Origin of the sequence: Citrobacter sp. wls613, from assembly GCF_005281195.1 — a bacterium.
GTDB classification, from domain to species: Bacteria; Pseudomonadota; Gammaproteobacteria; order Enterobacterales; family Enterobacteriaceae; genus Citrobacter; species Citrobacter gillenii.
In genome coordinates, this window is record NZ_SZXN01000012.1 from 25,297 (window position 1) to 50,219 (window position 24,923).

General features: G+C 54.4%; 23 protein-coding genes and 1 tRNA gene. 17 read left to right on the plus strand and 7 right to left on the minus strand.

Annotated features, from left to right (window positions below):
- Nucleotides 1-29: 29 nt before the first annotated feature.
- Together FDX01_RS02335 and rsmC are read right to left on the minus strand one after the other, a co-directional pair.
- A tRNA-Leu gene (locus tag FDX01_RS02335) sits at nucleotides 30-116 on the minus strand.
- Nucleotides 117-253: 137 nt separating this feature from the next.
- Nucleotides 254-1,285 (minus strand): 16S rRNA (guanine(1207)-N(2))-methyltransferase RsmC, encoded by a 1,032-nt coding sequence (gene rsmC, locus FDX01_RS02340; protein ID WP_115259530.1) that lies wholly within the window; start codon nucleotides 1,283-1,285, stop codon nucleotides 254-256.
- A 155-nt stretch (nucleotides 1,286-1,440) separates the two neighbouring features.
- On the opposite strand from rsmC, the gene FDX01_RS02345 reads away from it, so the two are divergent.
- The 8 genes from FDX01_RS02345 to FDX01_RS02380 all read left to right on the plus strand — a co-directional run bounded on the left by FDX01_RS02345 (nucleotide 1,441) and on the right by FDX01_RS02380 (nucleotide 7,825).
- A complete protein-coding gene (locus FDX01_RS02345; protein WP_137399159.1) occupies nucleotides 1,441-1,854 on the plus strand; it encodes a DNA polymerase III subunit psi in 414 nt (137 codons plus the stop codon).
- A complete protein-coding gene (rimI, locus tag FDX01_RS02350) occupies nucleotides 1,823-2,269 on the plus strand; it encodes a ribosomal protein S18-alanine N-acetyltransferase (RefSeq protein WP_096758411.1) in 447 nt (148 codons plus the stop codon). The genes FDX01_RS02345 and rimI overlap by 32 nt, the downstream gene beginning before the upstream one ends.
- Nucleotides 2,270-2,283: 14 nt before the next feature.
- Nucleotides 2,284-2,964 carry a pyrimidine 5'-nucleotidase gene (gene yjjG, locus FDX01_RS02355; protein ID WP_117342359.1) on the plus strand — a complete coding sequence of 227 codons (681 nt, stop codon included), beginning with the start codon at nucleotides 2,284-2,286 and terminating at the stop codon, nucleotides 2,962-2,964.
- Nucleotides 2,965-3,056: 92 nt separating this feature from the next.
- Nucleotides 3,057-4,646, plus strand: a complete 1,590-nt coding sequence (prfC, locus tag FDX01_RS02360) for a peptide chain release factor 3 (protein WP_115259529.1) — start codon at nucleotides 3,057-3,059, stop codon at nucleotides 4,644-4,646.
- A gap of 305 nt (nucleotides 4,647-4,951) precedes the next feature.
- Complete coding sequence (gene osmY / locus FDX01_RS02365; RefSeq protein ID WP_137399160.1) at nucleotides 4,952-5,569, plus strand: molecular chaperone OsmY; 618 nt, start codon at nucleotides 4,952-4,954, stop codon at nucleotides 5,567-5,569.
- A gap of 126 nt (nucleotides 5,570-5,695) precedes the next feature.
- Complete coding sequence (locus FDX01_RS02370) at nucleotides 5,696-5,857, plus strand: DUF1328 family protein (RefSeq protein ID WP_003019081.1); 162 nt, start codon at nucleotides 5,696-5,698, stop codon at nucleotides 5,855-5,857.
- 121 nt (nucleotides 5,858-5,978) lie between these two features.
- On the plus strand, nucleotides 5,979-7,052 hold the full coding sequence (locus tag FDX01_RS02375) for a patatin family protein (protein WP_137399161.1): 1,074 nt from the start codon (nucleotides 5,979-5,981) through the stop codon (nucleotides 7,050-7,052).
- A complete protein-coding gene (locus tag FDX01_RS02380) occupies nucleotides 7,049-7,825 on the plus strand; it encodes a metal-dependent hydrolase (protein WP_117342357.1) in 777 nt (258 codons plus the stop codon). The genes FDX01_RS02375 and FDX01_RS02380 overlap by 4 nt, the downstream gene beginning before the upstream one ends.
- A gap of 57 nt (nucleotides 7,826-7,882) precedes the next feature.
- Here FDX01_RS02380 and FDX01_RS02385 read toward each other — a convergent pair whose 3' ends face one another.
- Together FDX01_RS02385 and FDX01_RS02390 are read right to left on the minus strand one after the other, a co-directional pair.
- Nucleotides 7,883-8,746: a YjjW family glycine radical enzyme activase gene (locus tag FDX01_RS02385; RefSeq protein ID WP_137399162.1), complete on the minus strand. Its 864-nt coding sequence runs from the start codon at nucleotides 8,744-8,746 to the stop codon at nucleotides 7,883-7,885.
- Nucleotides 8,718-10,268: a YjjI family glycine radical enzyme gene (locus FDX01_RS02390; RefSeq protein WP_137399163.1), complete on the minus strand. Its 1,551-nt coding sequence runs from the start codon at nucleotides 10,266-10,268 to the stop codon at nucleotides 8,718-8,720. The genes FDX01_RS02385 and FDX01_RS02390 overlap by 29 nt, the downstream gene beginning before the upstream one ends.
- A gap of 261 nt (nucleotides 10,269-10,529) precedes the next feature.
- Here FDX01_RS02390 and deoC point away from each other — a divergent pair, with 261 nt between their 5' ends.
- The 4 genes from deoC (at nucleotide 10,530) to deoD (ending at nucleotide 14,834) form a co-directional block, all read left to right on the plus strand.
- Entirely contained in the window at nucleotides 10,530-11,309 is a 780-nt protein-coding gene (gene deoC, locus FDX01_RS02395; protein ID WP_197970842.1) for a deoxyribose-phosphate aldolase, read from the plus strand.
- A 107-nt stretch (nucleotides 11,310-11,416) separates the two neighbouring features.
- Nucleotides 11,417-12,739, plus strand: coding sequence for a thymidine phosphorylase (deoA, locus tag FDX01_RS02400; RefSeq protein WP_115259523.1), 1,323 nt, complete (start codon nucleotides 11,417-11,419; stop codon nucleotides 12,737-12,739).
- Nucleotides 12,740-12,791: 52 nt separating this feature from the next.
- Nucleotides 12,792-14,015, plus strand: coding sequence for a phosphopentomutase (gene deoB / locus FDX01_RS02405; RefSeq protein WP_096758401.1), 1,224 nt, complete (start codon nucleotides 12,792-12,794; stop codon nucleotides 14,013-14,015).
- A 99-nt stretch (nucleotides 14,016-14,114) separates the two neighbouring features.
- Nucleotides 14,115-14,834, plus strand: a complete 720-nt coding sequence (gene deoD, locus FDX01_RS02410) for a purine-nucleoside phosphorylase (RefSeq protein WP_000224864.1) — start codon at nucleotides 14,115-14,117, stop codon at nucleotides 14,832-14,834.
- Between the two features lie 85 nt (nucleotides 14,835-14,919).
- Here deoD and lplA read toward each other — a convergent pair whose 3' ends face one another.
- Together lplA and FDX01_RS02420 are read right to left on the minus strand one after the other, a co-directional pair.
- A complete protein-coding gene (lplA, locus tag FDX01_RS02415; protein WP_115259522.1) occupies nucleotides 14,920-15,936 on the minus strand; it encodes a lipoate--protein ligase LplA in 1,017 nt (338 codons plus the stop codon).
- 22 nt (nucleotides 15,937-15,958) lie between these two features.
- Nucleotides 15,959-16,600, minus strand: coding sequence for a YtjB family periplasmic protein (locus tag FDX01_RS02420; RefSeq protein WP_096758398.1), 642 nt, complete (start codon nucleotides 16,598-16,600; stop codon nucleotides 15,959-15,961).
- 115 nt (nucleotides 16,601-16,715) lie between these two features.
- Between FDX01_RS02420 and serB the strand changes: the two genes are divergently transcribed.
- The 3 genes from serB to nadR all read left to right on the plus strand — a co-directional run bounded on the left by serB (nucleotide 16,716) and on the right by nadR (nucleotide 20,453).
- Nucleotides 16,716-17,684, plus strand: coding sequence for a phosphoserine phosphatase (gene serB, locus FDX01_RS02425; RefSeq protein ID WP_115259521.1), 969 nt, complete (start codon nucleotides 16,716-16,718; stop codon nucleotides 17,682-17,684).
- Nucleotides 17,685-17,695: 11 nt separating this feature from the next.
- A complete protein-coding gene (gene radA, locus FDX01_RS02430) occupies nucleotides 17,696-19,078 on the plus strand; it encodes a DNA repair protein RadA (protein WP_096758396.1) in 1,383 nt (460 codons plus the stop codon).
- Nucleotides 19,079-19,220: 142 nt separating this feature from the next.
- Nucleotides 19,221-20,453, plus strand: a complete 1,233-nt coding sequence (gene nadR / locus FDX01_RS02435; RefSeq protein ID WP_135912622.1) for a multifunctional transcriptional regulator/nicotinamide-nucleotide adenylyltransferase/ribosylnicotinamide kinase NadR — start codon at nucleotides 19,221-19,223, stop codon at nucleotides 20,451-20,453.
- A 101-nt stretch (nucleotides 20,454-20,554) separates the two neighbouring features.
- On the opposite strand, the gene ettA is transcribed toward nadR, so the two are convergent.
- Nucleotides 20,555-22,222 (minus strand): energy-dependent translational throttle protein EttA, encoded by a 1,668-nt coding sequence (ettA, locus tag FDX01_RS02440; protein ID WP_137399164.1) that lies wholly within the window; start codon nucleotides 22,220-22,222, stop codon nucleotides 20,555-20,557.
- A gap of 331 nt (nucleotides 22,223-22,553) precedes the next feature.
- Here ettA and sltY point away from each other — a divergent pair, with 331 nt between their 5' ends.
- Nucleotides 22,554-24,491: a murein transglycosylase gene (gene sltY, locus FDX01_RS02445; protein WP_137399165.1), complete on the plus strand. Its 1,938-nt coding sequence runs from the start codon at nucleotides 22,554-22,556 to the stop codon at nucleotides 24,489-24,491.
- A gap of 88 nt (nucleotides 24,492-24,579) precedes the next feature.
- Nucleotides 24,580-24,906 carry a trp operon repressor gene (gene trpR, locus FDX01_RS02450; protein WP_096758392.1) on the plus strand — a complete coding sequence of 109 codons (327 nt, stop codon included), beginning with the start codon at nucleotides 24,580-24,582 and terminating at the stop codon, nucleotides 24,904-24,906.
- The last annotated feature ends 17 nt before the right edge of the window (nucleotides 24,907-24,923 follow it).

The following is a 24,923-nucleotide window of genomic DNA, read 5'->3' on the forward strand; positions in this document are numbered from 1 at the left end:
CCAGTGCGAGCAATATCAAACGTGGATTATGGTGCGAGGGGGGGGACTTGAACCCCCACGTCCGAAAGGACACTAACACCTGAAGCTAGCGCGTCTACCAATTCCGCCACCTTCGCATACCATCGACACTCAAAAAGTATCGTTACCACGGAGGCGCATTCTAGTGGTTTTCAACTTTTCGTCAATAGCTAATTGCGCGGTCTGGGTTGATTGGCGCAAAAACGGCCACGTACATGGCCGTGAGTGATTTCCGTTAGGCTTTCTTTGCCTGGCGGGTCATTACCGTGCGATACACCTTAAAACGACCGGTCTGGGCGATGACTTCATGGAAGCCAAACATCTCATCCAGAATTTTCGGGTACGGCAGGAAGGCGTTGGCCACAATACGCAGTTCACCGCCGCTGTTCAGATGACGCACTGCGCCGCGAATCAGGGTTTGTGCGGCATCGAGGCTGGTTTGCATCCCGTCGTGGAACGGCGGGTTGGAGATGATCATGTCAAAGCGACCGGTCACGTCAGAAAAAACGTTGCTGGCGAAGACATCGCCTTCAATTCCGTTTGCCGCAAGCGTAGCTCGGCTGGCTTCAACCGCGGATGCACTGACATCACACAGGGTCAGTCGCACTTTCGGTGAATGACTGGCTAAGGCTACGGAGAGAACACCCGCCCCGCAACCGACATCCAGCACTTTACCTTTGGTGTGCGGCGTCAGGGTTGAGAGCAGCAGTTGGCTGCCGACATCCAGGCCGTCACGGCTGAACACGCCCGGCAGCGTTTTGATGGTCAGGTTGTCGACGCTGTACTCGTCCCAGTATTTTTCGGCATCAAAGACCGGCTGTTTTTCCAGGCGACCGTGATAGAGACCACAGCGGCGTGCGCTGTCGATTTTATTCAGTGGCGCGAATTCGGCCAGCATCTGCTCCGCGCTGCGTACACCGCTGCGGTTCTCGCCAACGACAAAAATATCGGTGCCGACTGGCAGCAGCGACAGAATGTTCATCAGTTGGAACTGGGCTTCCGGCTTATTCTTCGGCCAGTAATAGATCAGCGTATCGCTGTCCGCAACGTCTTCGGCCTGGGCTACGAGGCTAAAGCGTACGTTATCGCCCATCTGGCGGTTTAACACCTGCCAGTGGTGGAGTTGTTGGGTATGCGCGCGGTTGGCGGCACTTTCGAAGTGGGCAGGCAGGTCATCCTGCAAATCACCGGCAAACAGAATACGGCTTTGTTCGAAATCATCACTGTGGCGCAGCAAGACTTCACTTGCCGGGGTAAAAGCAGACATGGAATGCTCCTCAATTTATACAGGTTGCGATTATATACACAAAATCAGTCAAGCTGAATCAAGGCGGCCTGCGGGATGTCGTGTATCGTTGTTTGTTGGCGTAGATTCGACAGATTTGCTATATTTGCGCCCCTGATAGACAGGAGTGTTTCGCTATGACATCCCGACGAGACTGGCAGTTACAGCAACTGGGCATTACGCAGTGGTCGCTGCGCCGTCCTGGCGCACTGCAAGGGGAGATTGCGATTTCCATTCCTGCGCACGTCCGTCTGGTGATGGTCGCGGCGGAGCTACCCGCATTAACCGAACCGTTGATGAACGATATTTTACGCGCATTGACCGTCAGTGCGGATCAGGTTTTACAACTGACGCCAGACCGTGTCGCCATGCTGCCGCAAGGCAGTCGCTGTAATAGCTGGCGGCTGGGAACCGAAGAGCCTCTGCAACTGGATGGCGCTCAGGTCACCAGTCCTGCGTTTAATGAATTACGGGAAAACCCAGCGGCACGCGCCGCCTTATGGCAACAAATCTGCGCATATGAACACGATTTCTTCCCTCAATCCGACTGATTTACCCGCAGCATTTCAGATTGAAAAACGCGCCCATGCTTTTCCATGGAGCGAAAAAACATTTGCCAGCAACCAGGGCGATCGCTATCTCAACTATCAGTTAACCGTTGATGGAACGATGGCCGCCTTTGCGATAACGCAGGTCGTGCTGGATGAAGCCACGCTGTTCAACATTGCCGTCGATCCTGATTTTCAGCGACGGGGACTGGGACGTGAGCTACTGGAGTACCTGATCGACGAGCTGGAAAAACGCGGCATTCTGACGCTGTGGTTAGAAGTGCGCGCCTCGAACGCTGCGGCGATTGCGCTGTACGAAAGCCTGGGCTTTAACGAGGCGACGATCCGCCGCAATTACTACCCGACAGCCGACGGCCACGAAGACGCCATTATTATGGCATTGCCAATCAGTATGTAAGACAAGGTGTAATGATGAAGAAGTGGGACTGGATTTTCTTTGATGCCGACGAAACGCTGTTCACATTTGACGCGTTTACCGGCCTACAGCGGATGTTTCTTGACTACAGCATTACCTTTACCGCTGAGGATTTTCAGGACTACCAGGCCGTGAATAAACCGCTGTGGGTGGATTATCAAAACGGTGCGATCACCTCATTACAACTGCAGCATGCCCGTTTCCTGAGCTGGGCTGAGCGTCTGAACGTGCCGCCTGGGTCGCTCAATGATGCGTTTATTAATGCGATGGCAGAAATCTGCTCTCCGTTGCCAGGTGCGGTGTCGCTGCTGAATACGATTCGTGGCAAAACGAAAATCGGTATTATTACCAACGGGTTTACCGCGTTGCAGCAAATCCGTCTTGAGCGCACCGGTCTGCGCGATTACTTTGACCTGATGGTTATTTCTGAGCAGGTTGGTGTAGCAAAACCCGACCCGCGTATTTTTGATTATGCGCTGGAGCAGGCGGGCAATCCCGAACGCTCCCGCGTGCTGATGGTGGGTGACACGGCGGAGTCCGATATTCTGGGTGGCATCAATTCCGGGCTATCAACCTGCTGGCTAAATGCGCACCAACGCGAACAGCCGGCGGGCATTCAACCGACCTGGACCGTGGCTTCATTAAGCGAACTGGAACAACTCCTGTGTAAACACTGATTGCCTCCCCCCCATTGATGGGTAAAATAGCCGCAATTTTTCGTATTCAACATGCGTGACGTAGAGCCGCGCTTACTCAAGAAGATTGAACTATGACGTTGTCTCCTTATTTGCAAGAGGTGGCCAAACGCCGCACCTTTGCCATTATTTCTCACCCGGATGCCGGTAAAACGACGATCACCGAAAAGGTGCTGTTATTCGGACAGGCAATCCAGACCGCCGGTACCGTTAAAGGCCGCGGCTCTAACCAGCACGCGAAATCAGACTGGATGGAGATGGAAAAGCAGCGTGGTATCTCTATTACCACCTCTGTGATGCAATTTCCGTATCATGACTGCCTGGTAAACCTGCTGGATACCCCAGGGCACGAAGACTTCTCGGAAGATACCTACCGTACGCTGACGGCGGTGGACTGCTGCCTGATGGTTATCGACGCCGCGAAAGGTGTAGAAGACCGTACCCGTAAGCTGATGGAAGTAACGCGTCTGCGCGATACGCCGATCCTGACGTTCATGAACAAACTCGACCGTGATATCCGCGATCCGATGGAGCTGCTGGATGAAGTCGAAAACGAACTGAAAATTGGCTGCGCGCCAATTACCTGGCCGATTGGCTGCGGTAAATTGTTCAAAGGTGTTTACCACCTGTATAAAGACGAAACTTATCTGTACCAGACCGGTAAAGGTCACACTATTCAGGAAGTCCGTATTGTTAAAGGCCTGAATAATCCGGAGCTGGATGCCGCCGTCGGTGAAGACCTGGCGCAGCAGCTGCGCGACGAGCTGGAACTGGTGCAGGGCGCGTCTAACGAGTTCGACCAGGAATTGTTCCTCGCCGGTGAAATCACTCCGGTGTTCTTCGGAACCGCGTTAGGTAACTTCGGCGTTGACCATATGCTTGACGGTTTGGTGGAGTGGGCGCCTGCGCCTATGCCGCGCAAAACCGACACCCGCATCGTTGAGGCATCTGAAGAGAAATTCACCGGTTTTGTGTTTAAAATTCAGGCCAATATGGACCCGAAACACCGCGACCGCGTGGCGTTCATGCGTGTGGTTTCCGGCAAGTACGAGAAAGGCATGAAAATGCGTCAGGTGCGCATTGGTAAAGACGTAGTGATCTCTGATGCGCTGACCTTTATGGCGGGTGACCGCTCTCACGTGGAAGAAGCCTACCCGGGCGATATCCTCGGTCTGCACAACCACGGCACCATTCAGATTGGCGACACCTTTACCCAGGGTGAGATGATGAAGTTCACCGGTATTCCGAACTTCGCGCCAGAACTGTTCCGTCGTATTCGCCTGAAAGATCCGTTGAAGCAAAAACAGCTGCTGAAAGGGCTGGTACAGCTGTCTGAAGAAGGTGCGGTGCAGGTCTTCCGTCCAATTGCCAACAACGACCTGATCGTCGGTGCCGTTGGTGTGCTGCAGTTTGACGTCGTCGTTTCCCGCCTGAAAAGCGAATACAACGTTGAAGCGATCTACGAATCGGTCAACGTGGCGACCGCGCGCTGGGTAGAATGCTCAGACGTGAAGAAATTCGAAGAGTTTAAGCGTAAAAACGAAATTCAGCTGGCGCTGGATGGCGGCGATAACCTGACCTATATCGCCCCGACCATGGTTAACCTGAACCTCACCCAGGAACGTTATCCGGACGTGACGTTCCGTAAAACTCGCGAACACTAATCGACCTTCCAGGGTGCGGCTTATGCCGTGCCCTGCGACTTTCCCTGCCTTATTAATCCCTTACGGAATGTTCTTAAATCCCGCACTTTTTCCTCATTTTGCCTATTTTTTGACCGTATTTGCCTGCGGTATCAAAATTGTGATCTATATTTAACAATGTGATGACATAAATATCGGCTTTAAATTCTACGTTACTTTCTCATCTTAGTTGTTTTAGCTGATATTTATTTTGATTACGAGATTAGTTGCTGGCTCAGCCCGATAAGCGGCAGAGCATCGATATGAGCAAAAAAAGGATTAAATCGATGACAATGACAAAACTGAAGATCTCAAAAACGCTGCTGGCTGTGATGCTGACGTCTGCTTTTGCCACGGGGTCTGCATTTGCAGAAAACGCGACCACCGATAAAGGGCAATCCGGTCTTGAAAGCGCAGGGCAGAAAGTTGATAGCTCGATGAATAAAGTCGGCGATTTCATGGATGACAGCTCCATTACCGCAAAAGTGAAAGCCGCGCTGGTCGATCACGAAAGCATTAAGAGCACCGATATCTCGGTTAAAACAGACCAGAAAGTGGTCACGTTAAGCGGATTTGTTGAAAGCCAGGCGCAGGCAGAAGAAGCGGTAAAAGTGGCGAAAGGCGTTGAGGGAGTTACCTCCGTGAGCGACAAACTGCACGTGCGTGACAGCAAAAGCACTTCTGTAAAAGGCTATGCGGGCGATACGGCAACCACCAGTGAAGTCAAAGCCAAATTGCTGGCTGATGACATCGTTCCTTCTCGCAAAGTGAAAGTGGAGACCACCGATGGCGTGGTTCAGCTTTCAGGCACCGTTGACTCACAGGCGCAAATCGAGCGCGCTGAGAGTATCGCCAAAGCCGTTGATGGCGTGAAAAGCGTTAAAAACGACCTCAAAACTCAGTAATTCGACTTAATTCGCCAACCTGATATTTGTCGGAAGGCGCGTTGTGCACCACACTAAAATATCGCAATGGGCGGCCTGAGCGCCCATATCAAGCGGTTGACATTAACTATGGTAAAGGAGAAGCGTATGTTTCGTTGGGGCATCATATTTCTGGTTATCGCGTTAATTGCCGCCGCTCTGGGCTTTGGTGGACTGGCGGGTACCGCTGCAGGTGCAGCGAAAATTGTCTTCGTGGTGGGGATTATCTTGTTCCTGGTCAGCCTGTTTACCGGGCGTAAACGACCCTAGTTGGTAAACCGTAAAGAAAAATTGCTACTCAGCCAGTCCAGCGGACTGGCTTTTACGGTTTTAGTGATACGTAATTTGCGTTACTTTGTCGCTCTATCATAAAAAAAACAGGAAGGCAGAGGTGGGGCAGAGAATACCCGTCACGCTCGGTAATATTGCGCCGTTATCGTTACGTCCGTTTCAACCCGGCAGCATGGCGCTGGTGTGCGAGGGCGGAGGGCAAAGAGGCATTTTTACCGCGGGCGTGCTGGACGAGTTTATGCGCGCGCAGTTTAATCCTTTTGATCTCTTCTACGGGACGTCCGCTGGTGCGCAAAACCTGTCGGCCTATCTCTGTAACCAGCCAGGTTACGGGCGCAAAGTGATTATGCGCTACACCACCCGACGTGAATTCTTTGACCCGGTGCGGTTTGTGCGCGGGGGAAATCTCATCGATCTCGACTGGCTGGTAGAGGCCACCGCCGCGCAGATGCCGCTGGCGATAGACCATGCCGAACAGTTATTTGCCGCGGGAAAAGCGTTTTACATGTGCGCCTGTCGCGGAGATGACTACACGCCGGGTTATTTTTCGCCGAACCGACAAAACTGGCTCGACCTTCTGCGTGCGTCCAGCGCCATTCCTGGATTTTATCGTAGCGGGGTAGCGCTGGACGGCGTGAACTATCTGGATGGTGGGGTCAGTGACGCCATCCCCGTTCAGCAGGCGGTAAAGCAGGGGGCGAAAACGCTGGTGGTGATCCGCACCGTGCCCTCGCAAATGTACTACACCCCGCAGTGGTTCAAACGCATGGAACGTTGGCTGGGGGAAAGCAGCCTGCAACCGCTGGTCAATCTGGTGCAGCATCATGAGGCCAGCTACCGCGCCATTCAGAGTTTTATTGAAAAACCCCCGGGTAAGCTGCGTCTCTTTGAGATCTATCCGCCCAAGCCGCTCCACAGTATGGCGCTGGGAAGCCGAATTCCGGCCCTGCGGGAAGACTATAAAACCGGACGCCTGTGCGGACGTTACTTTTTGGCGACCGTCGGTAAACTGTTGGCGAAAAACACACCGTTGCCCCGCCAGACGCCGAAGATTATGGTGCCTGGACCGGTGGTGGTCCCTCCGGCACCGGTTGCCAACGATGCCCTTATACCGGTGGTGGCCGATGCACCTCAGGCCAACGACACGACGTTTAGCCATGAGGATCTGGCGTGAGCTATCGGTTTATCGATACGCATTGTCATTTTGATTTTCCGCCGTTCACCGGCGACGAACCTGCAAGCATTCAGCGGGCAATTGAAGCCGGTGTGAGCCGCATTATTGTGCCGGCGACCGAGGCGGCGAACTTTTCCCGCGTGCTGGCGTTGGCGCAAACCTACCCCCCGCTATTTGCAGCTCTGGGTTTACATCCGATTGTGATTGAACACCATGACGATGATGCCCTGGACCAGTTGCAACAGGCGCTGGAAAAGCGTGTACAGAAGGTGGTGGCGGTAGGGGAGATAGGACTGGATTTGTATCGTGATGATCCGCAGTTCGACAAGCAGGAAAGGATGCTGGACGCGCAGCTTCAACTGGCGAAGCGCTACGAACTGCCGGTGATCCTGCATTCACGACGTACTCATGACAAACTGGCGATGCACCTTAAGCGCCATGCGCTACCGCGTACCGGCGTAGTGCATGGCTTTGCCGGGAGCTTGCAGCAGGCGGAACGCTTTGTGCAGCTGGGATATAAAATTGGCGTGGGCGGAACCATTACCTATCCCCGTGCCAGCAAAACGCGCGAGGTGATGGCGCGGCTGCCGCTGGGATCCTTGCTGCTGGAAACCGATGCGCCGGATATGCCGCTCAACGGCTTTCAGGGTCAGCCCAATCGCCCGGAGCAGGTCACTAGGGTGTTTGAAGTATTATGTGAGCTGCGCCCGGAGCCCGCAGAGGTCATCGCCGAGGCGTTGTATCGCAATACGACGACGTTGTTTAATGTTTGACTGCGGGCGACGCCGCTTGTAGGCCGGATAAGACGCTTTGGCGTCGCATCCGGCAAGTCACAGATATAACGCCGGGAAAATCAGGTTATCAACCTCGCGTGCCCGTAATTCCTTTGCCAATTCTTCCACGTCCTCTGGCGTCGCGCTCGGCCAGGCTTTGGCTTCACCATACACGCCATGCGCATGAAACGCGTTAAGCCGCACGGGAATGTTGCCCAGGCGGTGAATAAACGCGGCCAGCGCATCAACGTGCTGCAGGTAATCAACGTGTCCGGGAATGACCAGCAGGCGAAGCTCCGCCAGTTTTCCCCGCTCGGCCAGAAAGCGAATACTGCGCTTGATTGCCGCGTTATCGCGCCCGGTGAGCTGTAAATGACATGCGCTGTCCCAGGCTTTTAAATCCAGCATGACACCATCGCAAACCGGCAGCAGCTTCTCCCAGCCGGTTTCACGCAGCATGCCGTTGCTGTCCACCATGCAGGTCAGGTGTTGCAGGTGCGGATCGGCTTTGATCGCTGAGAACAGCGCAATCACGAAAGGAAGCTGCGTTGTCGCCTCACCGCCGCTCACGGTTATCCCTTCAATAAACAACGATGCCTTACGAATGTGACGCAGCACCTCATCGACGCTCATCGTCTGCGTCATTGGCGTGGCCTGCTGCGGGCACATTTGTAGGCAGGTGTCGCACTGCTGGCAAACATCGGACTGCCACCACACTTTTCCCGCACTCAGACTTAAGGCGTCATGTGGACAATGCAGTACGCACTCCCCGCAATCGTTGCATCGCCCCATCGTCCACGGATTGTGGCAATTTTTACAGCGCAGATTGCACCCTTGCAGGAACAGGGCCAGGCGACTGCCCGGCCCGTCGACGCAGGAGAAAGGGATCAGCCTACTTACTGAAGCGCATCTGCTGTTCATGACTCATCACGCGAGGTTGACGTTCCAGAATGCGAGTATTGCGAGCGGCCTCTTCGCCCAGCCAGGTGGTGTTGGTGCGTGAGCCTTCGGCACGGTATTTTTCCAGATCCGACAGTCGCACCATATAACCGGTGACGCGGACCAGATCGTTACCGCTGACGTTGGCGGTAAATTCACGCATTCCGGCTTTAAACGCGCCCAGGCAAAGCTGTACCAGCGCCTGTGGGTTACGCTTGATGGTTTCATCCAGCGTGAGGATGTCGCTGATCCCGGCGTGATAATACGCGTGATGCGGGGCCACGGTTTGCAGATGAGTAATAGGATCCGGCTCGTCGCCATACGGCAGACGCGCGCCCGGCGTGGTGCCAATGTCTGAACTGATCCCCGACTGCGCATGCAGCATCGCCCGCTGCTGCCAGCCGTATTTCACCGGTGTGTTGGCCACAAAGTCGGCAAGCTGGGCGCTGATCCGATAGCCCATCTCATTAGCGCTCTCATCTTTGCCGTAGCGTGCGTTCAGCCCGGCCTTCTCACACAGCAGGTTTACCGCCTCCGCCAGGCCGTACATACCAAACATCGGCACAAAACGTTCGGGATCAATCAACCCTTCCTGCACCAGGAAGCTATTCTCAAAGAAATGTGATTTCTCATAGAGAAATTCACACCGTGAATCAATGATGGCAATTTGCTGCTGGCAATAGTGCGGTAGGGTGTGCGTAAAGAAGTCATCGACAGACGTGCTGCGCTCTGCGATGGCTTTCAGATTCAGCCTAACCAGTGTACTTCCGCCGCCCGCCAGCGGCAGCGAGTTGTAACAACTGACGACGCCATAATGGCCTTTTGTGAAAATTTTATCATTTTCAGGACCGTTGGAAATATGCGGTTTACTGCATTCGCAAATATTTTGTGCCACGTTCAGCAGCAGGTCGTCAGGTGTGATTTGTGGATCATAAATAAAGGTAAGATTAGGCGAGACCTGCTTTAGCTCTGCATCTGCACGTAAAATGGCGCGGGTGATCGGCGTATCGGCCGGGCCAATATTGGCATGCATAAAGGCGTCTGGCAGGGTTCTGTCGAGATACCGCCAGAAACGTTTTATTCGAATATCGATCTCTTCTTGTGTTAGAATTCTAACATACGGTTGCAGCAGGGCATCGAGCTGACCAAGGTACACCGGTATCGACGTCACTGACGGAACATGGTGGTACAGAATGGTGAGCAAGGATAAAGCGTCATCAAGATCCTGTGCACCTTCCAGCTCCAGCCAGGCTGAACCGTTGGCCAGAAAATGCGCATAATTGGGCAAAACATAACGTGGTTTGAACGGGGCATGACCTTCGTACATATCGCAGATAACCCTGTCATCCAACGCTTGGCGTGCTTCAGCAGGCAACTGCGGATAAGGCAGTGCGTTTTCTGCCTCCAGCGCCAGAAAGTGGCGTTTCTGCTCAGGGCTGAGCACCGGACTGGTCACGATTTGTTGGCAGCGCTGTTGCAGCGCGAGTTCGCTTGAAGTGGGCATCGTCGATTCCTTTATGTGCCGAAGGTTAAGCAACATTGTAGGAAGCAACCGATCCTCAACCTTTGATCCGGATGCGCCTGATGTCATCGCTTCTCGCCAGTAAAGCTCGATTATTTGAAGTAGATCTCATTAGAGTAATGCAAATCTGTATGTGGTTTTCATTAACTGTGATGTATATCGAAGTGTAATAGCGAGCGGATGTTAGAATACTAACAAACTCGCAAGGTGAAATTTTATACGGCGATGCCGTTGGAGAATGTTATGACCGATTTAACAGCAAGCAGCCTGCGTGCCCTGAAACTGATGGACCTGACCACCCTGAATGATGACGACACCAACGAAAAAGTGATCGCGCTGTGTCATCAGGCAAAAACCCCAGTGGGTAACACGGCGGCAATCTGTATCTATCCGCGTTTCATCCCTATTGCGCGTAAAACGCTGAACGAGCAGGGCACGCCGGATATCCGTATTGCAACGGTAACCAACTTCCCGCACGGCAACGATGACATCGATATTGCGCTGGCAGAAACCCGTGCAGCGATTGCCTACGGCGCAGACGAAGTTGATGTGGTATTCCCGTATCGTGCGCTGATCGCTGGTAATGAGCAGGTCGGTTTTGACCTGGTGAAAGCCTGTAAAGAGGCGTGTGCAGCGGCAAACGTGCTGCTGAAAGTGATCATCGAAACCGGTGAACTGAAAGAAGAAGCGTTGATTCGCAAAGCATCTGAAATCTCCATCAAAGCAGGGGCTGATTTCATCAAGACCTCTACCGGTAAAGTCCCGGTTAATGCGACGCCGGAAAGCGCACGCATCATGATGGAAGTGATCCGCGATATGGGCGTTTCGAAAACCGTTGGTTTCAAACCGGCTGGCGGCGTGCGTACTGCGGAAGACGCGCAGCAATTCCTCGCCATTGCTGATGAACTGTTTGGCGCAGACTGGGCGGATTCCCGTCACTATCGCTTTGGCGCATCTAGCCTGCTGGCAAGCTTGCTGAAGGCGCTGGGTCACGGCGACGGTAAGAGCGCAAGCAGCTACTAAGTTTTTATTGCCCATCGTAGGCCGGATAAGGCGCAAGCCGCCATCCGGCATGAATACGACTTGCCGGGTGGCGCATTGCTTACCCGGCCCATAATCGGGAGGTTCCCTTGTTTCTCGCACAAGAAATTATTCGTAAAAAACGTGATGGTCATGCGCTGAGTGATGAAGAAATTCGTTTCTTTATTAACGGTATCCGCGACAACACCATCTCTGAAGGGCAAATCGCCGCCCTGGCGATGACCATTTTCTTCCACGATATGACAATGCCTGAGCGTGTTTCGCTGACCATGGCAATGCGTGATTCAGGAACCGTGCTGGACTGGAAGAGTCTGCAGCTGAACGGCCCGATTGTGGATAAGCACTCTACCGGCGGCGTGGGTGATGTAACGTCACTGATGTTAGGTCCAATGGTCGCAGCATGCGGCGGCTATATTCCGATGATTTCCGGGCGGGGTCTGGGTCATACCGGCGGTACGCTGGATAAACTGGAAGCGATCCCGGGATTTGACATCTTCCCGGATGACGCGCGTTTCCGTGAAATTATTAAAGACGTGGGTGTGGCGATTATTGGGCAAACCAGCTCGCTCGCACCGGCGGATAAACGTTTTTATGCCACCCGCGACATTACCGCGACGGTGGATTCCATTCCGCTGATCACCGGTTCGATCCTGGCGAAAAAGCTGGCGGAAGGGCTGGATGCGCTGGTCATGGACGTGAAAGTTGGTAGCGGCGCCTTTATGCCAACCTACGAACTTTCAGAAGCCCTTGCTGAAGCAATTGTCGGTGTGGCGAACGGGGCAGGCGTGCGTACCACCGCACTGTTAACCGATATGAACCAGGTGCTGGCTTCCAGCGCCGGTAACGCAGTAGAAGTCCGCGAAGCCGTGCAGTTCCTGACCGGTGAATACCGCAATCCACGTTTGTTAGACGTCACCATGGCGCTGAGTGTGGAAATGCTGATCTCCGGCAAACTGGCGAAAGACGATGCCGAAGCCCGCGCCAAGCTGCAGGCGGTATTGGATAACGGTAAAGCGGCGGAAATTTTTGGTCGCATGGTCGCGGCGCAAAAAGGTCCGACCGACTTCGTGGAAAATTATGCGAAGTATCTGCCGACGGCAATGCTCAGCAAAGCGGTATATGCTGATACCGAAGGTTTTGTTAGCGCAATGGATACCCGTGCGCTGGGGATGGCGGTAGTTTCCATGGGCGGCGGTCGTCGTCAGGCATCGGACACCATTGATTACAGCGTCGGCTTTAGCGACATGGCGCGTCTGGGCGACAGCGTAGACGGGCAGCGTCCGCTGGCGGTGATCCATGCCAAAGATGAAGCCAGCTGGCAGGAAGCGGCGAAAGCGGTCAAAGCGGCAATCAGTCTTGACGACAAAGCGCCAGAAATTACACCGACAGTCTATCGTCGTATAACCGAATAACTGTATACTGATCTGATCGCTTTTTTGCGGCGCAAAAGGTACGGAGAATAATATGAAACGTGCATTTATTATGGTGCTGGACTCCTTTGGTATAGGTGCGACTGAAGACGCTGACCGCTTTGGCGACGTTGGCGCCGATACTATGGGGCATATTGCAGAAGCCTGTGCGAAAGGCGAAGCTGACAATGGTCGCAAAGGTCCGCTGAATTTGCCTAACCTGACCCGTCTGGGCCTGGTGAAAGCTCACGAAGGTTCTACAGGTAAAATTGCCGCCGGAATGGACGGTAATGCGGAAGTGATCGGTGCCTACGCATGGGCGCATGAACTCTCTTCCGGCAAAGACACGCCGTCTGGTCACTGGGAAATCGCCGGTGTGCCGGTGCTGTTTGACTGGGGTTACTTCTCCGATCATGAAAACAGCTTCCCGCAGGAGCTGCTGGACAAACTGGTTAAGCGGGCCAACCTGCCGGGCTACCTCGGCAACTGCCACTCTTCCGGTACGGTCATTCTGGATCAACTGGGCGAAGAACATATGAAAACCGGCAAGCCGATTTTCTATACCTCCGCTGACTCCGTGTTCCAGATTGCCTGTCACGAAGAGACCTACGGTCTGGATAAACTCTACGAGCTGTGCGAAATCGCCCGTGAAGAACTGACCGAAGGCGGCTACAACATTGGTCGCGTGATCGCCCGTCCGTTTATTGGTGATAAAGCCGGTAACTTCCAGCGTACCGGTAACCGTCACGATCTGGCCGTAGAACCGCCAGCGGCGACCGTTCTGCAGAAACTGGTCGACGAGAAAAAAGGCCATGTTGTCTCTGTAGGTAAGATTGCTGACATTTACGCGAACTGCGGTATCACTAAAAAAGTGAAAGCGACCGGTCTGGACGCGCTGTTCGACGCCACCATCAAAGAGATGAAAGAAGCGGGTGATGAGACCATCGTCTTCACCAACTTCGTCGACTTCGACTCTTCCTGGGGCCATCGTCGCGATATCGCCGGCTATGCCGCAGGCCTGGAGCTGTTCGACCGCCGCCTGCCTGAGCTGATGGAGCTGGTGGGGGAAGATGACATTCTGATCCTGACCGCTGACCACGGCTGTGACCCAAGCTGGCCGGGCACTGACCACACTCGTGAGCACATTCCGGTGTTGATCTATGGCCCGAAAGTCAAACCGGGTTCACTGGGTCACCGCGAAACCTTCGCGGATATCGGTCAGACGCTGGCGAGCTACTTTGGCACGTCGCCGATGGACTACGGTAAAAACATGCTGTAATGCAATTGCCCGGTGGCGCAAGCTTACCGGGCCTACGGTTTTGTAGGCCTGATAAGGCGTAGCCGCCATCAGGCAATAACAACGAAATAAGGATAAAAGATGGCAACTCCACATATTAATGCAGAAATGGGTGATTTCGCTGACGTCGTATTGATGCCTGGCGACCCGCTGCGTGCGAAGCACATTGCTGAAACTTTCCTCGAAGATGTCCGTGAAGTGAACAACGTTCGCGGCATGTTAGGTTTCACCGGGACTTACAAAGGCCGTAAGATCTCCGTCATGGGTCATGGTATGGGTATCCCATCCTGCTCCATCTACACCAAAGAACTGATCACCGATTTCGGCGTGAAGAAAATCATCCGCGTAGGCTCCTGTGGTGCTGTACGTATGGACGTCAAACTGCGTGACGTGGTGATTGGAATGGGTGCTTGCACCGACTCCAAAGTTAACCGTATCCGCTTTAAAGATCATGACTTTGCCGCTATTGCTGACTTCGACATGGTGCGTAATGCTGTTGATGCGGCCAAAGCGCTGGGCGTAGACGCGCGCGTGGGCAACCTGTTCTCCGCTGACCTGTTCTACTCGCCGGACGGCGAAATGTTCGACGTGATGGAAAAATACGGCGTGCTGGGCGTGGAAATGGAAGCGGCGGGTATCTACGGTGTTGCGGCTGAGTTTGGTGCGAAAGCGCTGACCATTTGCACCGTGTCCGACCATATCCGTACTCACGAGCAGACCACTGCTGCTGAACGTCAGACGACCTTCAACGACATGATCAAAATCGCGCTGGAATCCGTGCTGCTGGGCGATAAAGAGTAATCTCTTTAGTGCCGGGGGGCGGCTTCGCCTGACCCGGCCTACGGTTTTGTAGGCCCGCTAAGCACAGCGCCAGCGGGCTTTTTTATTAACGTACCGCGCTCGCTATCCACGCCGACAGTTCTCGTAGCTCTTTTTCCTGTTGCGGGAAATCGCCAATCAACGCCTCGCACTCCTGTTGCAGCCTGTCCGCCCGATACAGACACCCTTGCAAGCTGCCCGCCAACGCTTCTAATGGCGCGGGATTGAGGCTGTCGGTAAAGACCTGCGCGCGGGTGATATGGCCTTTCTCCACGTCGAAATGTAACTCGACGCCACCCCAGGTAAAACGCTCATCCAGCAGATGAGAGAAGGCAGGGGCCTGACCAAAGTTCCACTCCCAACTGCTCTGGCGGGCAAACGTTTCGGCGAAGTTGGGCAGATCCGGCGTGTTATCCGGGGAAATAATTTCAGCCGCTACGCGTTCGCCGTAGTGTTGGAAAAAGGCGTCGGTCACGGCTTCACAGATTTTTTCATGAGTGATCTCAGGCAGCAGTTCAACCAGATTCGCGACCCGACCACGCACGGAGGTGATCCCCTTCGCCTGAAGCTTTTTCTGATCAGGGTTGAGGTAATTCGCCAGACGACTGAGGTCGGCATTCAGCAACAGCGTACCGTGGTGGAACCCGCGATCTTTAGTTTCTCGATACGCCGAACCTGAAACTTTGCGATCGCCTTCGGCCGTTTTGACCACCAGATCGTTACGCCCGGAGGCGTCAGCGTTGACGCCCAGTGCGTTCAGGGCATTGAGTACGATAGTGGTGGAGATGGTTTTGTCGTATTCCGGTTTGCCTGCCATAAAGGTAAAGCAGGTATTACCGAGATCGTGAAACACCGCGCCGCCGCCGCTGCTACGGCGAGCCAGCCGGACGTTATCCTCTTCCATGCGTCGGGTATTGCACTCTTTCCACGGGTTTTGCGCCCGGCCTATGACCACCGTATCGGCGTTGCGCCATAAAAACAGCACGCGCTGCGTGGCGGGCATTTGACGAAAAATGCACTCTTCAACCGCCAGATTAAACCACGGATCGTAAGAGTCGGAGATAAGCAGGCGTAATGTGGTCATGGTTGATTTCCTTCCTGGTAAATTACTCTTTTTTCTCGCTGTCTTCTTCCTGCACCGGTTTGTTGGCGGTCAGCAGGAACGGCGATTGTTGCCAGCGGGTGCGCTTACCTTGCAGTAATGTCCGGGTTAATACCACGCCAATCGCCAGTGACAGGAGCAGCATCAGGCGTAGAATGTTGGTGGTGTTATCCACCTGTTTGGCCTCGGTGGCAAGGGTGTGGGTATCCAGCGTCAGGCGCAGGTAGCCCAGCGGACCATTTTTGCCCTGAATGGGTTCGACAATTTGCTGATTAAAATAGCCCCCGGCTTTTTTACCGTCCAGCGCCAGCCGGTCGCGAACATTCACGCTCTCACCGGCATGCGTAATGAGATCGCCCTGTTCATCATAGACGCCCGCATCGAGAATACGGCTCTCGTCGGTGAGTTGGCGCAGCACGACAGCGATGCGTTTTTCATCCGGCGTTTCGGTACGCATCAGCGGCGCGACGTTTAATGCAACCTGGCGGGCCAGCGTGCGGGCCAGCTCTTCCAGCTGCGGATTTCGCTGCTGTTGATGGTTTTGACTAAACCACGACGCGCCCTGCATCAGGGCGACGAGCAGCGCGAGGCAGGACAATACAATCACTGCACGATGAAGTCGGAATTTCAGTTTTGCGCGAGCCATATTCCACCTGCTGAAAATTTGAGACTTAATGTTGCCAGAAGCGCTGGTTACAGGGTAGCCTCATGCGTTATTTTCCCCTGATGATTCCGACCCGAACGATTTTACAGGAGCTTTAATGCCTAACATTACCTGGTGCGATCTACCTGAAGATGTCTCTCTGTGGCCAGGTCTGCCTCTCTCTTTAAGTGGTGATGAAGTGATGCCACTGGATTACCACGCGGGCCGTAGCGGCTGGCTGCTGTATGGTCGTGGGCTGGATAAACAACGCTTAACGCAATACCAGAGCAAACTGGGGGCGGCGATGGTGATTGTGGCGGCCTGGTGCGTCGAGGATTATCAGGTGATTCGCCTCGCGGGATCGTTAACACCGCGGGCAACAAAACTGGCGCATGATGCCAAACTGGATGTTGCCCCGCTGGGGAAAATCCCGCATTTGCGCACGCCAGGCCTGCTGGTGATGGACATGGATTCGACGGCGATCCAGATCGAGTGCATTGATGAAATCGCCAAACTGGCCGGAACCGGCGAGATGGTCGCAGAAGTGACGGAACGCGCGATGCGCGGGGAGCTGGATTTTACCGCTAGCTTGCGCAGCCGCGTCGCCACGCTTAAGGGTGCGGATGCCAATATTTTGATGCAGGTACGTGAAAATCTCCCGCTGATGCCCGGCTTAACGCAACTGGTGCTGAAGCTGGAAACGCTGGGCTGGAAAGTCGCGATAGCCTCCGGTGGCTTTACCTTCTTTGCTGAATATCTGCGCGAAAAGCTGCGCCTGACGGCGGTTGTGGCGAACGAGCTGGAGATCATGGACGGGAAATTTACCGGCAACGTGATTGGCGATATCGTCGATGCTCAGTACAAGGCCACCACCCTGACCCGACTGGCGCAGGAATATGAAATCCCAATGACGCAAACGGTGGCGATTGGCGACGGCGCTAACGATCTGCCGATGATCAAAACGGCAGGGCTGGGGATCGCCTACCATGCTAAGCCGAAAGTGAATGAAAAGACGGAGATTACTATCCGTCACGCTGACCTGATGGGGGTGTTCTGCATTCTCTCCGGCAGCATGAACCAGAAATAACGAGGTAAAACGTGGCAAAAGCTCCTAAACGCGCCTTTGTATGTAATGAATGCGGGGCCGATTATCCGCGCTGGCAGGGGCAATGTAGCGCCTGTCAGGCCTGGAACAGCATCACCGAGGTGCGTCTTGCGGCGTCACCGACGGTGGCGCGTAACGAGCGCCTCAGCGGCTATGCCGGTAATGCAGGCGTCGCTAAGGTGCAAAAGCTGGCGGATATCAGTCTGGAAGAGCTGCCGCGTTTTTCTACCGGTTTTAAAGAGTTTGACCGCGTGTTGGGCGGCGGTGTGGTGCCCGGCAGTGCCATTCTGATCGGCGGTAATCCAGGCGCCGGGAAATCCACCCTGCTGCTGCAAACGCTGTGCAAGCTTGCCGAGCAGATGAAGACCCTGTACGTCACCGGGGAAGAATCGCTGCAACAGGTGGCGATGCGCGCCCATCGACTCGGTCTGCCGACGGCAAATCTGAATATGCTGTCAGAAACCAGCATTGAGCAGATTTGCCTGATTGCAGAGGAAGAGCAGCCAAAGCTGATGGTCATCGACTCCATTCAGGTGATGCACATGGCGGATATTCAGTCTTCGCCGGGCAGCGTGGCGCAGGTGCGTGAAACCGCCGCATACCTGACGCGCTTTGCTAAAACGCGCGGCGTGGCGATTGTCATGGTCGGTCACGTCACCAAAGATGGCTCTCTGGCTGGGCCAAAAGTACTGGAGCACTGCATTGACTGCTCGGTGCTGCTTGACGGCGATGCGGATTCTCGTTTCCGTACCCTGCGTAGCCATAAAAACCGCTTTGGTGCGGTGAATGAGCTTGGCGTCTTCGCCATGACCGAACAGGGCCTGCGCGAAGTCAGCAACCCTTCCGCTATTTTCTTAAGCCGTGGCGATGAAGTGACCTCCGGCAGCTCGGTGATGGTGGTCTGGGAAGGGACGCGTCCACTGCTGGTGGAGATCCAGGCGCTGGTCGATCACTCGATGATGGCGAACCCTCGGCGCGTAGCAGTCGGGTTGGAACAAAACCGTTTGGCGATCTTGCTGGCGGTGTTGCACCGTCACGGCGGCCTGCAAATGTCTGACCAGGACGTGTTCGTTAACGTGGTTGGCGGCGTCAAAGTCACCGAAACCAGCGCCGATCTTGCGTTACTGCTGGCGATGGTTTCCAGCCTGCGCGACAGGCCGCTACCGCACGATCTCGTGGTCTTTGGCGAAGTGGGGTTGGCGGGGGAGATTCGCCCGGTTCCCAGCGGCCAGGAGCGAATTTCTGAAGCGGCGAAGCACGGTTTCCGTCGGGCGATTGTCCCTGCCGCCAATGTGCCGAAAAAGGTGCCTGAAGGAATGCAGGTTTTTGGCGTTAAAAAGCTCGCGGATGCGTTAAACGTGTTTGACGACTTATAATTCATTACCCGTCGTCTTTCTGTCGGCAGGTGTGTTGGCTGCCACCAGAAATCCATAGGGTAATTATTTGTTTCACCCTGTAGGCCTGATAAGCGAAGCGCCATCAGGCAGTGTTACGCGACTTTTCCAGCAGGAGGCTCTTGTGTCATCGTTCGACTATCTCAAAACCGCCATTAAGCAAAAGGGCTGTACCTTGCAACAGGTGGCGGATGCCAGTGGTATGACCAAGGGATATTTAAGCCAACTGCTGAATGCCAAAATCAAAAGCCCCAGCGCGCAAAAGCTGGAGGCGCTGCACCGTTTTCTCGGGCTTGAGTTTCCCCGTCAGCAGAAAAATATCGGTGTGGTATTCGGTAAGTTTTATCCGCTGCATACCGGGCATATTTATCTGATCCAGCGCGCCTGTAGCCAGGTTGACGAGCTGCATATCATCATGGGCTATGACGAAACACGCGACCGTAGCCTGTTTGAAGACAGCGCCATGTCACAGCAGCCCACAGTTTCTGACCGTCTTCGCTGGCTGCTGCAAACCTTCAAATATCAGAAAAATATCCGTATTCATGCCTTTAATGAAGAAGGCATGGAGCCCTATCCGCACGGCTGGGATGTCTGGAGTAACGGCATAAAAACGTTTATGCAGGAGAAAGGGATCCAGCCAAACTGGATCTACACCTCTGAAGAAGCCGATGCGCCGCAGTATCTGGAACATCTGGGAATCGAAACGGTGCTGGTCGATCCCAAGCGCACATTCATGAGCATCAGCGGCGGGCAAATCCGTGAGAACCCGTTTCGCTACTGGGAGTATATTCCCACCGAGGTGAAACCGTTTTTCGTGCGCACCGTGGCGATCCTTGGCGGTGAGTCGAGCGGAAAATCGACGCTGGTGAACAAACTCGCCAATATCTTCAACACCACCAGTGCGTGGGAATATGGCCGTGATTACGTCTTCTCCCATTTGGGCGGCGATGAGATGGCGCTGCAGTATTCCGATTACGATAAAATCGCGCTTGGACAAGCACAATACATTGATTTTGCAGTTAAATATGCCAATAAAGTGGCATTTATCGACACCGACTTTGTCACGACGCAGGCGTTCTGTAAAAAGTACGAAGGGCGTGAGCACCCGTTTGTGCAGGCGCTGATCGACGAGTACCGCTTTGACCTGGTGATTCTGCTGGAAAATAACACGCCGTGGGTGGCAGATGGGCTACGCAGTCTGGGCAGCTCGGTTGACCGTAAGGCGTTTCAGTCGCTGCTGGTGGAAATGCTGCAGGAAAATAACATCGATTTTGTCCACGTCGAGGAGCCTGACTATGACGGCCGCTTCCTGCGCTGCGTGGAGCTGGTGAAAGAATTGATGGGTGAGCAGGGATAGATTTTAATGCCGGATGGCGGCGTAAACGCTTTGTCCGGCCTACAAGTTGCACTCACCTCGTAGGCCGGACACGCACAGCGCCATCCGGCACTTAACGGCAATTACTTAGAAATACGCTTGTACTTGATACGCTTCGGTTCCAGCGCATCTGCGCCCAGCGTGCGTTTCTTGTACTCTTCGTATTCAGTAAAGTTACCTTCGAAGAACTCGACTTTGCCTTCATCCTGGTAATCCAGAATGTGGGTGGCAATACGGTCGAGGAACCAACGGTCGTGCGAGATAACCATTGCGCAGCCCGGGAACTCCAGCAGGGCGTTTTCCAGCGCGCGCAGGGTTTCGATATCCAGGTCGTTGGTCGGTTCATCGAGCAGCAGCATGTTGCCGCCAACCTGCAGCAGCTTCGCCAGGTGCAGACGACCACGCTCACCACCGGACAGTTCGCCGACGCGTTTACCCTGATCAACACCTTTGAAGTTGAAGCGGCCTACGTAAGCGCGGCTTGGCATTTCGGTGTTACCGATCTTCATGATATCCAGCCCGCCGGATACTTCTTCCCACACGGTTTTGCTGTTATCCATTGCGTCACGGAACTGGTCAACGGAGGCCAGTTTCACGGTTTCACCCAGTTCAATGGTGCCGCTATCTGGCTGTTCTTCACCGGAGAGCATGCGGAACAGGGTGGATTTACCCGCGCCGTTCGGACCGATGATCCCGACGATAGCGCCTTTCGGTACCGAGAAGCTCAGGTCGTCGATCAGGACGCGGTCGCCGTAGGATTTACGCAGGTTGGTAACCTCAACGACTTTATCGCCCAGACGAGGTCCTGGTGGGATAAACAGTTCGTTGGTTTCGTTACGCTTCTGGTATTCGGTATTGTTGAGCTCTTCAAAGCGTGCCAGACGGGCTTTACCCTTCGACTGACGGCCTTTTGCACCCTGGCGTACCCACTCCAGCTCTTTCTCAATGGATTTACGGCGAGCCGCTTCCTGAGAGGCTTCCTGCGCCAGACGCTGATCTTTCTGCTCCAGCCAGGAAGAGTAGTTACCTTCCCACGGAATACCTTCACCGCGGTCAAGCTCCAGGATCCAGCCAGCCACGTTATCGAGGAAGTAACGGTCGTGGGTAATTGCCACCACGGTCCCTTCGAAGTCGTGCAGGAAGCGTTCCAGCCATGCCACGGATTCTGCATCCAGGTGGTTGGTCGGTTCGTCGAGCAGCAGCATGTCTGGTTTTTCCAGCAGCAGGCGGCACAGTGCGACGCGGCGGCGTTCACCCCCGGACAGCTTCTCAATTTTGGCATCCCAGTCCGGCAGACGGAGTGCGTCAGCGGCGCGCTCCAGCTGCACGTTCAGGTTGTGGCCGTCGTGTGCCTGAATAATTTCTTCGAATTTACCCTGCTGTGCGGCAAGCTTATCGAAGTCGGCATCCGGCTCGGCGTACTTCGCGTACACTTCCTCCAGGCCTTTCAGGGCGTTAACCACGTCGGCGACCGCTTCTTCAACGGACTCACGCACGGTATGTTCCGGATTCAGCTTCGGCTCCTGAGGCAGGTAACCGATCTTGAGGCCCGGCTGTGGACGAGCTTCGCCCTCGATGTCGGTATCAATACCGGCCATGATGCGCAGCAGGGTGGATTTACCCGCGCCGTTCAGACCGAGTACACCGATTTTGGCACCCGGGAAGAAGCTCAGAGAGATGTTTTTAAGAATATGACGTTTCGGCGGAACGACTTTGCCGACACGATGCATGGTATAAACGAATTGAGCCACGTTGGACTTCGCCTCTTTTATATACTCTTCATCCTTCAGGCTGCCTCTGTGTTGGCTGCATTCGAAAACCCTGGTCACATAGCCATCTATGCTCGCAGGGATTTTCTCTCTTGCCGCCTTGATGCAGCCAGAATGATTTTGAGTAGGGTAGTGAATAGTTATCAAAGGCGAAGTGTAGCCTTTTTCACGTTCTAATCCCAGCCAGCAGATCTCACTCGCAACAAAAGTAAAAAAGTGTCCGGAACGTGGCACTTTCTGCAATGTCTGATTAGCATGAATCTATTAAGCGGCATGATGCTGCACAGTCGTAACACGATAAGAGGAAGAGCTTGTGGACAAAGCCAAACACGTAGCCTGGCGCCTGCTGGCAGCCAGCGTATGTCTGCTGACGATCAGTCAAGTGGCGCGAGCGGATTCTCTGGATGAACAGCGCAATCGCTATGCACAAATTAAGCAGGCCTGGGATAACCGGCAGATGGACGTCGTCGAGCAGATGATGCCGGGCCTGAAAAGCTATCCTCTGTATCCCTACCTTGAATATCGCCAGATTACTGACGATCTGATGAATCAGCCCACCGTTACCGTCACCAATTTTGTGCGCGCTAATCCAACGCTGCCGCCTGCACGCACGTTGCAATCGCGCTTCGTGAACGAACTGGCACGTCGGGAAGACTGGCGAGGGTTGTTAGCATTCAGCCCGGATAAGCCCGGCACCACCGAAGCGCAATGTAATTACTACTATGCGAAATGGAGTACCGGGCAGGCCGAAGAAGCCTGGCAAGGTGCAAAAGATCTTTGGCTGACCGGGAAGAGTCAGCCCAACGCCTGTGACAAATTATTCGGCGTATGGCGGGCATCGGGGACTCAGGATCCGTTAGCGTATCTTGAACGTATTCGCCTGGCGATGAAGGCGGGTAATACCGGACTGGTTACCGCGCTGGCCGGACAAATGCCAGCGGATTATCAGACCATTGCTTCAGCGATTATTGCACTGGCAAACAACCCTAACTCGGTGATGACGTTTGCGCGCACCACCGGCGCTACGGATTTTACCCGTCAGATGGCGGCGGTGGCGTTTGCCAGCGTAGCGCGTCAGGACGCGGAAAATGCACGTTTGATGATCCCTTCATTGGCGCAGGCGCAGCAGTTAAATGACGATCAAACTCAGGAGCTGCGCGATATCGTCGCCTGGCGTCTGATGGGCAACGACGTTACTGACGAGCAGGCCAAATGGCGCGATGATGCGATTATGCGCTCACAATCCACCACGCTTGTGGAGCGCCGCGTGCGGATGGCGCTGGGAACTGGCGATCGTCGAGGGCTGAATACCTGGCTGGCGCGCCTGCCGATGGACGCGAAGGAAAAAGATGAATGGCGTTACTGGCAGGCGGATCTGCTGCTGGAGCGCGGACGTGACGCCGAAGCGAAAGAGATCCTGCATGCGCTGATGCAGCAGCGTGGTTTCTATCCGATGGTGGCGGCACAGCGCCTTGGTGAAGAATACACGCTGAAAATCGACAAAGCGCCTGCGGATGTTGACGCTGCCCTGACGCAGGGACCGGAGATGGCGCGTGTACGTGAGTTGATGTACTGGAACATGGACAACACCGCGCGCAGCGAGTGGGCGAATCTGGTCACCAGCCGCACCAAGTCTGAGCAGGCGCAGCTGGCGCGTTATGCGTTTAACAACCATTGGTGGGATCTGAGCGTGCAGGCCACGATCGCTGGCAAACTCTGGGATCATCTGGAAGAGCGTTTCCCGCTGGCCTACAAAGATCTGTTTACCCGTTACACCAGCGGGAAAGACATTCAGCCAAGCTACGCGATGGCCATTGCCCGTCAGGAAAGTGCCTGGAACCCGAAGGTAAAATCGCCGGTGGGTGCCAGCGGGTTGATGCAAATTATGCCGGGTACGGCGACGCATACAGTGAAGATGTTCTCGATTCCGGGTTACAGCAGTCCTAATCAGCTGTTGGATCCTGAGACCAATATCAACATCGGCACCAGCTATTTACAGTATGTGTATCAACAGTTTGGCAATAACCGCATCTTTGCTTCAGCAGCCTATAACGCCGGACCGGGTCGCGTTCGTACCTGGCTTGGCAACAGTGCAGGGCGCATTGACGCGGTGGCCTTTGTAGAAAGCATCCCGTTCTCCGAGACCCGTGGGTACGTGAAAAACGTGCTGGCTTACGATGCCTACTATCGTTACTTCCTCGGTGATAAGCCGGAATTGATGAACGACGCAGAATGGCAACGCCGTTACTGATCGTGGTGAGTGTGTTATGCTATCGTACTCGTTAAAGAGTACAAAGGGGGAGGCAATCGCGCCTCCCCCGCAACGATGGCGATATCTTATGACTCAGCAATCACCCTATTCAGCAGAGATGGCAGAACAGCGTCACCAGGAGTGGTTACGTTTTGTCGACCTGCTTAAACACGCTTATGAGCAAGATTTACACCAGCCATTGCTCAATTTGATGTTAACGCCTGATGAGCGCGAAGCGCTGGGGACTCGCGTGCGCATTATTGAAGAACTGCTGCGCGGCGAGATGAGCCAACGCGAGTTGAAAAACGAGCTTGGGGCCGGTATTGCGACCATAACGCGTGGGTCCAATAGCCTCAAAACTGCGCCGGTCGAGCTGCGTCAGTGGCTGGAACAGGTGCTGCTCGGAAAAGATTGAATTGCCTGATGGCGCAG

Coding starts and splice junctions, on each gene's coding strand:
- rsmC (WP_115259530.1), bottom strand. CDS start 1,285: ATGTCTGCTTTTACCCCGGCAAGTGAAGTCTTGCTGCGCCACAGTGAT.
- FDX01_RS02345 (WP_137399159.1), top strand. CDS start 1,441: ATGACATCCCGACGAGACTGGCAGTTACAGCAACTGGGCATTACGCAG.
- rimI (WP_096758411.1), top strand. CDS start 1,823: ATGAACACGATTTCTTCCCTCAATCCGACTGATTTACCCGCAGCATTT.
- yjjG (WP_117342359.1), top strand. CDS start 2,284: ATGAAGAAGTGGGACTGGATTTTCTTTGATGCCGACGAAACGCTGTTC.
- prfC (WP_115259529.1), top strand. CDS start 3,057: ATGACGTTGTCTCCTTATTTGCAAGAGGTGGCCAAACGCCGCACCTTT.
- osmY (WP_137399160.1), top strand. CDS start 4,952: ATGACAATGACAAAACTGAAGATCTCAAAAACGCTGCTGGCTGTGATG.
- FDX01_RS02370 (WP_003019081.1), top strand. CDS start 5,696: ATGTTTCGTTGGGGCATCATATTTCTGGTTATCGCGTTAATTGCCGCC.
- FDX01_RS02385 (WP_137399162.1), bottom strand. CDS start 8,746: ATGAACAGCAGATGCGCTTCAGTAAGTAGGCTGATCCCTTTCTCCTGC.
- FDX01_RS02390 (WP_137399163.1), bottom strand. CDS start 10,268: ATGCCCACTTCAAGCGAACTCGCGCTGCAACAGCGCTGCCAACAAATC.
- deoC (WP_197970842.1), top strand. CDS start 10,530: ATGACCGATTTAACAGCAAGCAGCCTGCGTGCCCTGAAACTGATGGAC.
- deoB (WP_096758401.1), top strand. CDS start 12,792: ATGAAACGTGCATTTATTATGGTGCTGGACTCCTTTGGTATAGGTGCG.
- deoD (WP_000224864.1), top strand. CDS start 14,115: ATGGCAACTCCACATATTAATGCAGAAATGGGTGATTTCGCTGACGTC.
- lplA (WP_115259522.1), bottom strand. CDS start 15,936: ATGACCACATTACGCCTGCTTATCTCCGACTCTTACGATCCGTGGTTT.
- FDX01_RS02420 (WP_096758398.1), bottom strand. CDS start 16,600: ATGGCTCGCGCAAAACTGAAATTCCGACTTCATCGTGCAGTGATTGTA.
- serB (WP_115259521.1), top strand. CDS start 16,716: ATGCCTAACATTACCTGGTGCGATCTACCTGAAGATGTCTCTCTGTGG.
- trpR (WP_096758392.1), top strand. CDS start 24,580: ATGACTCAGCAATCACCCTATTCAGCAGAGATGGCAGAACAGCGTCAC.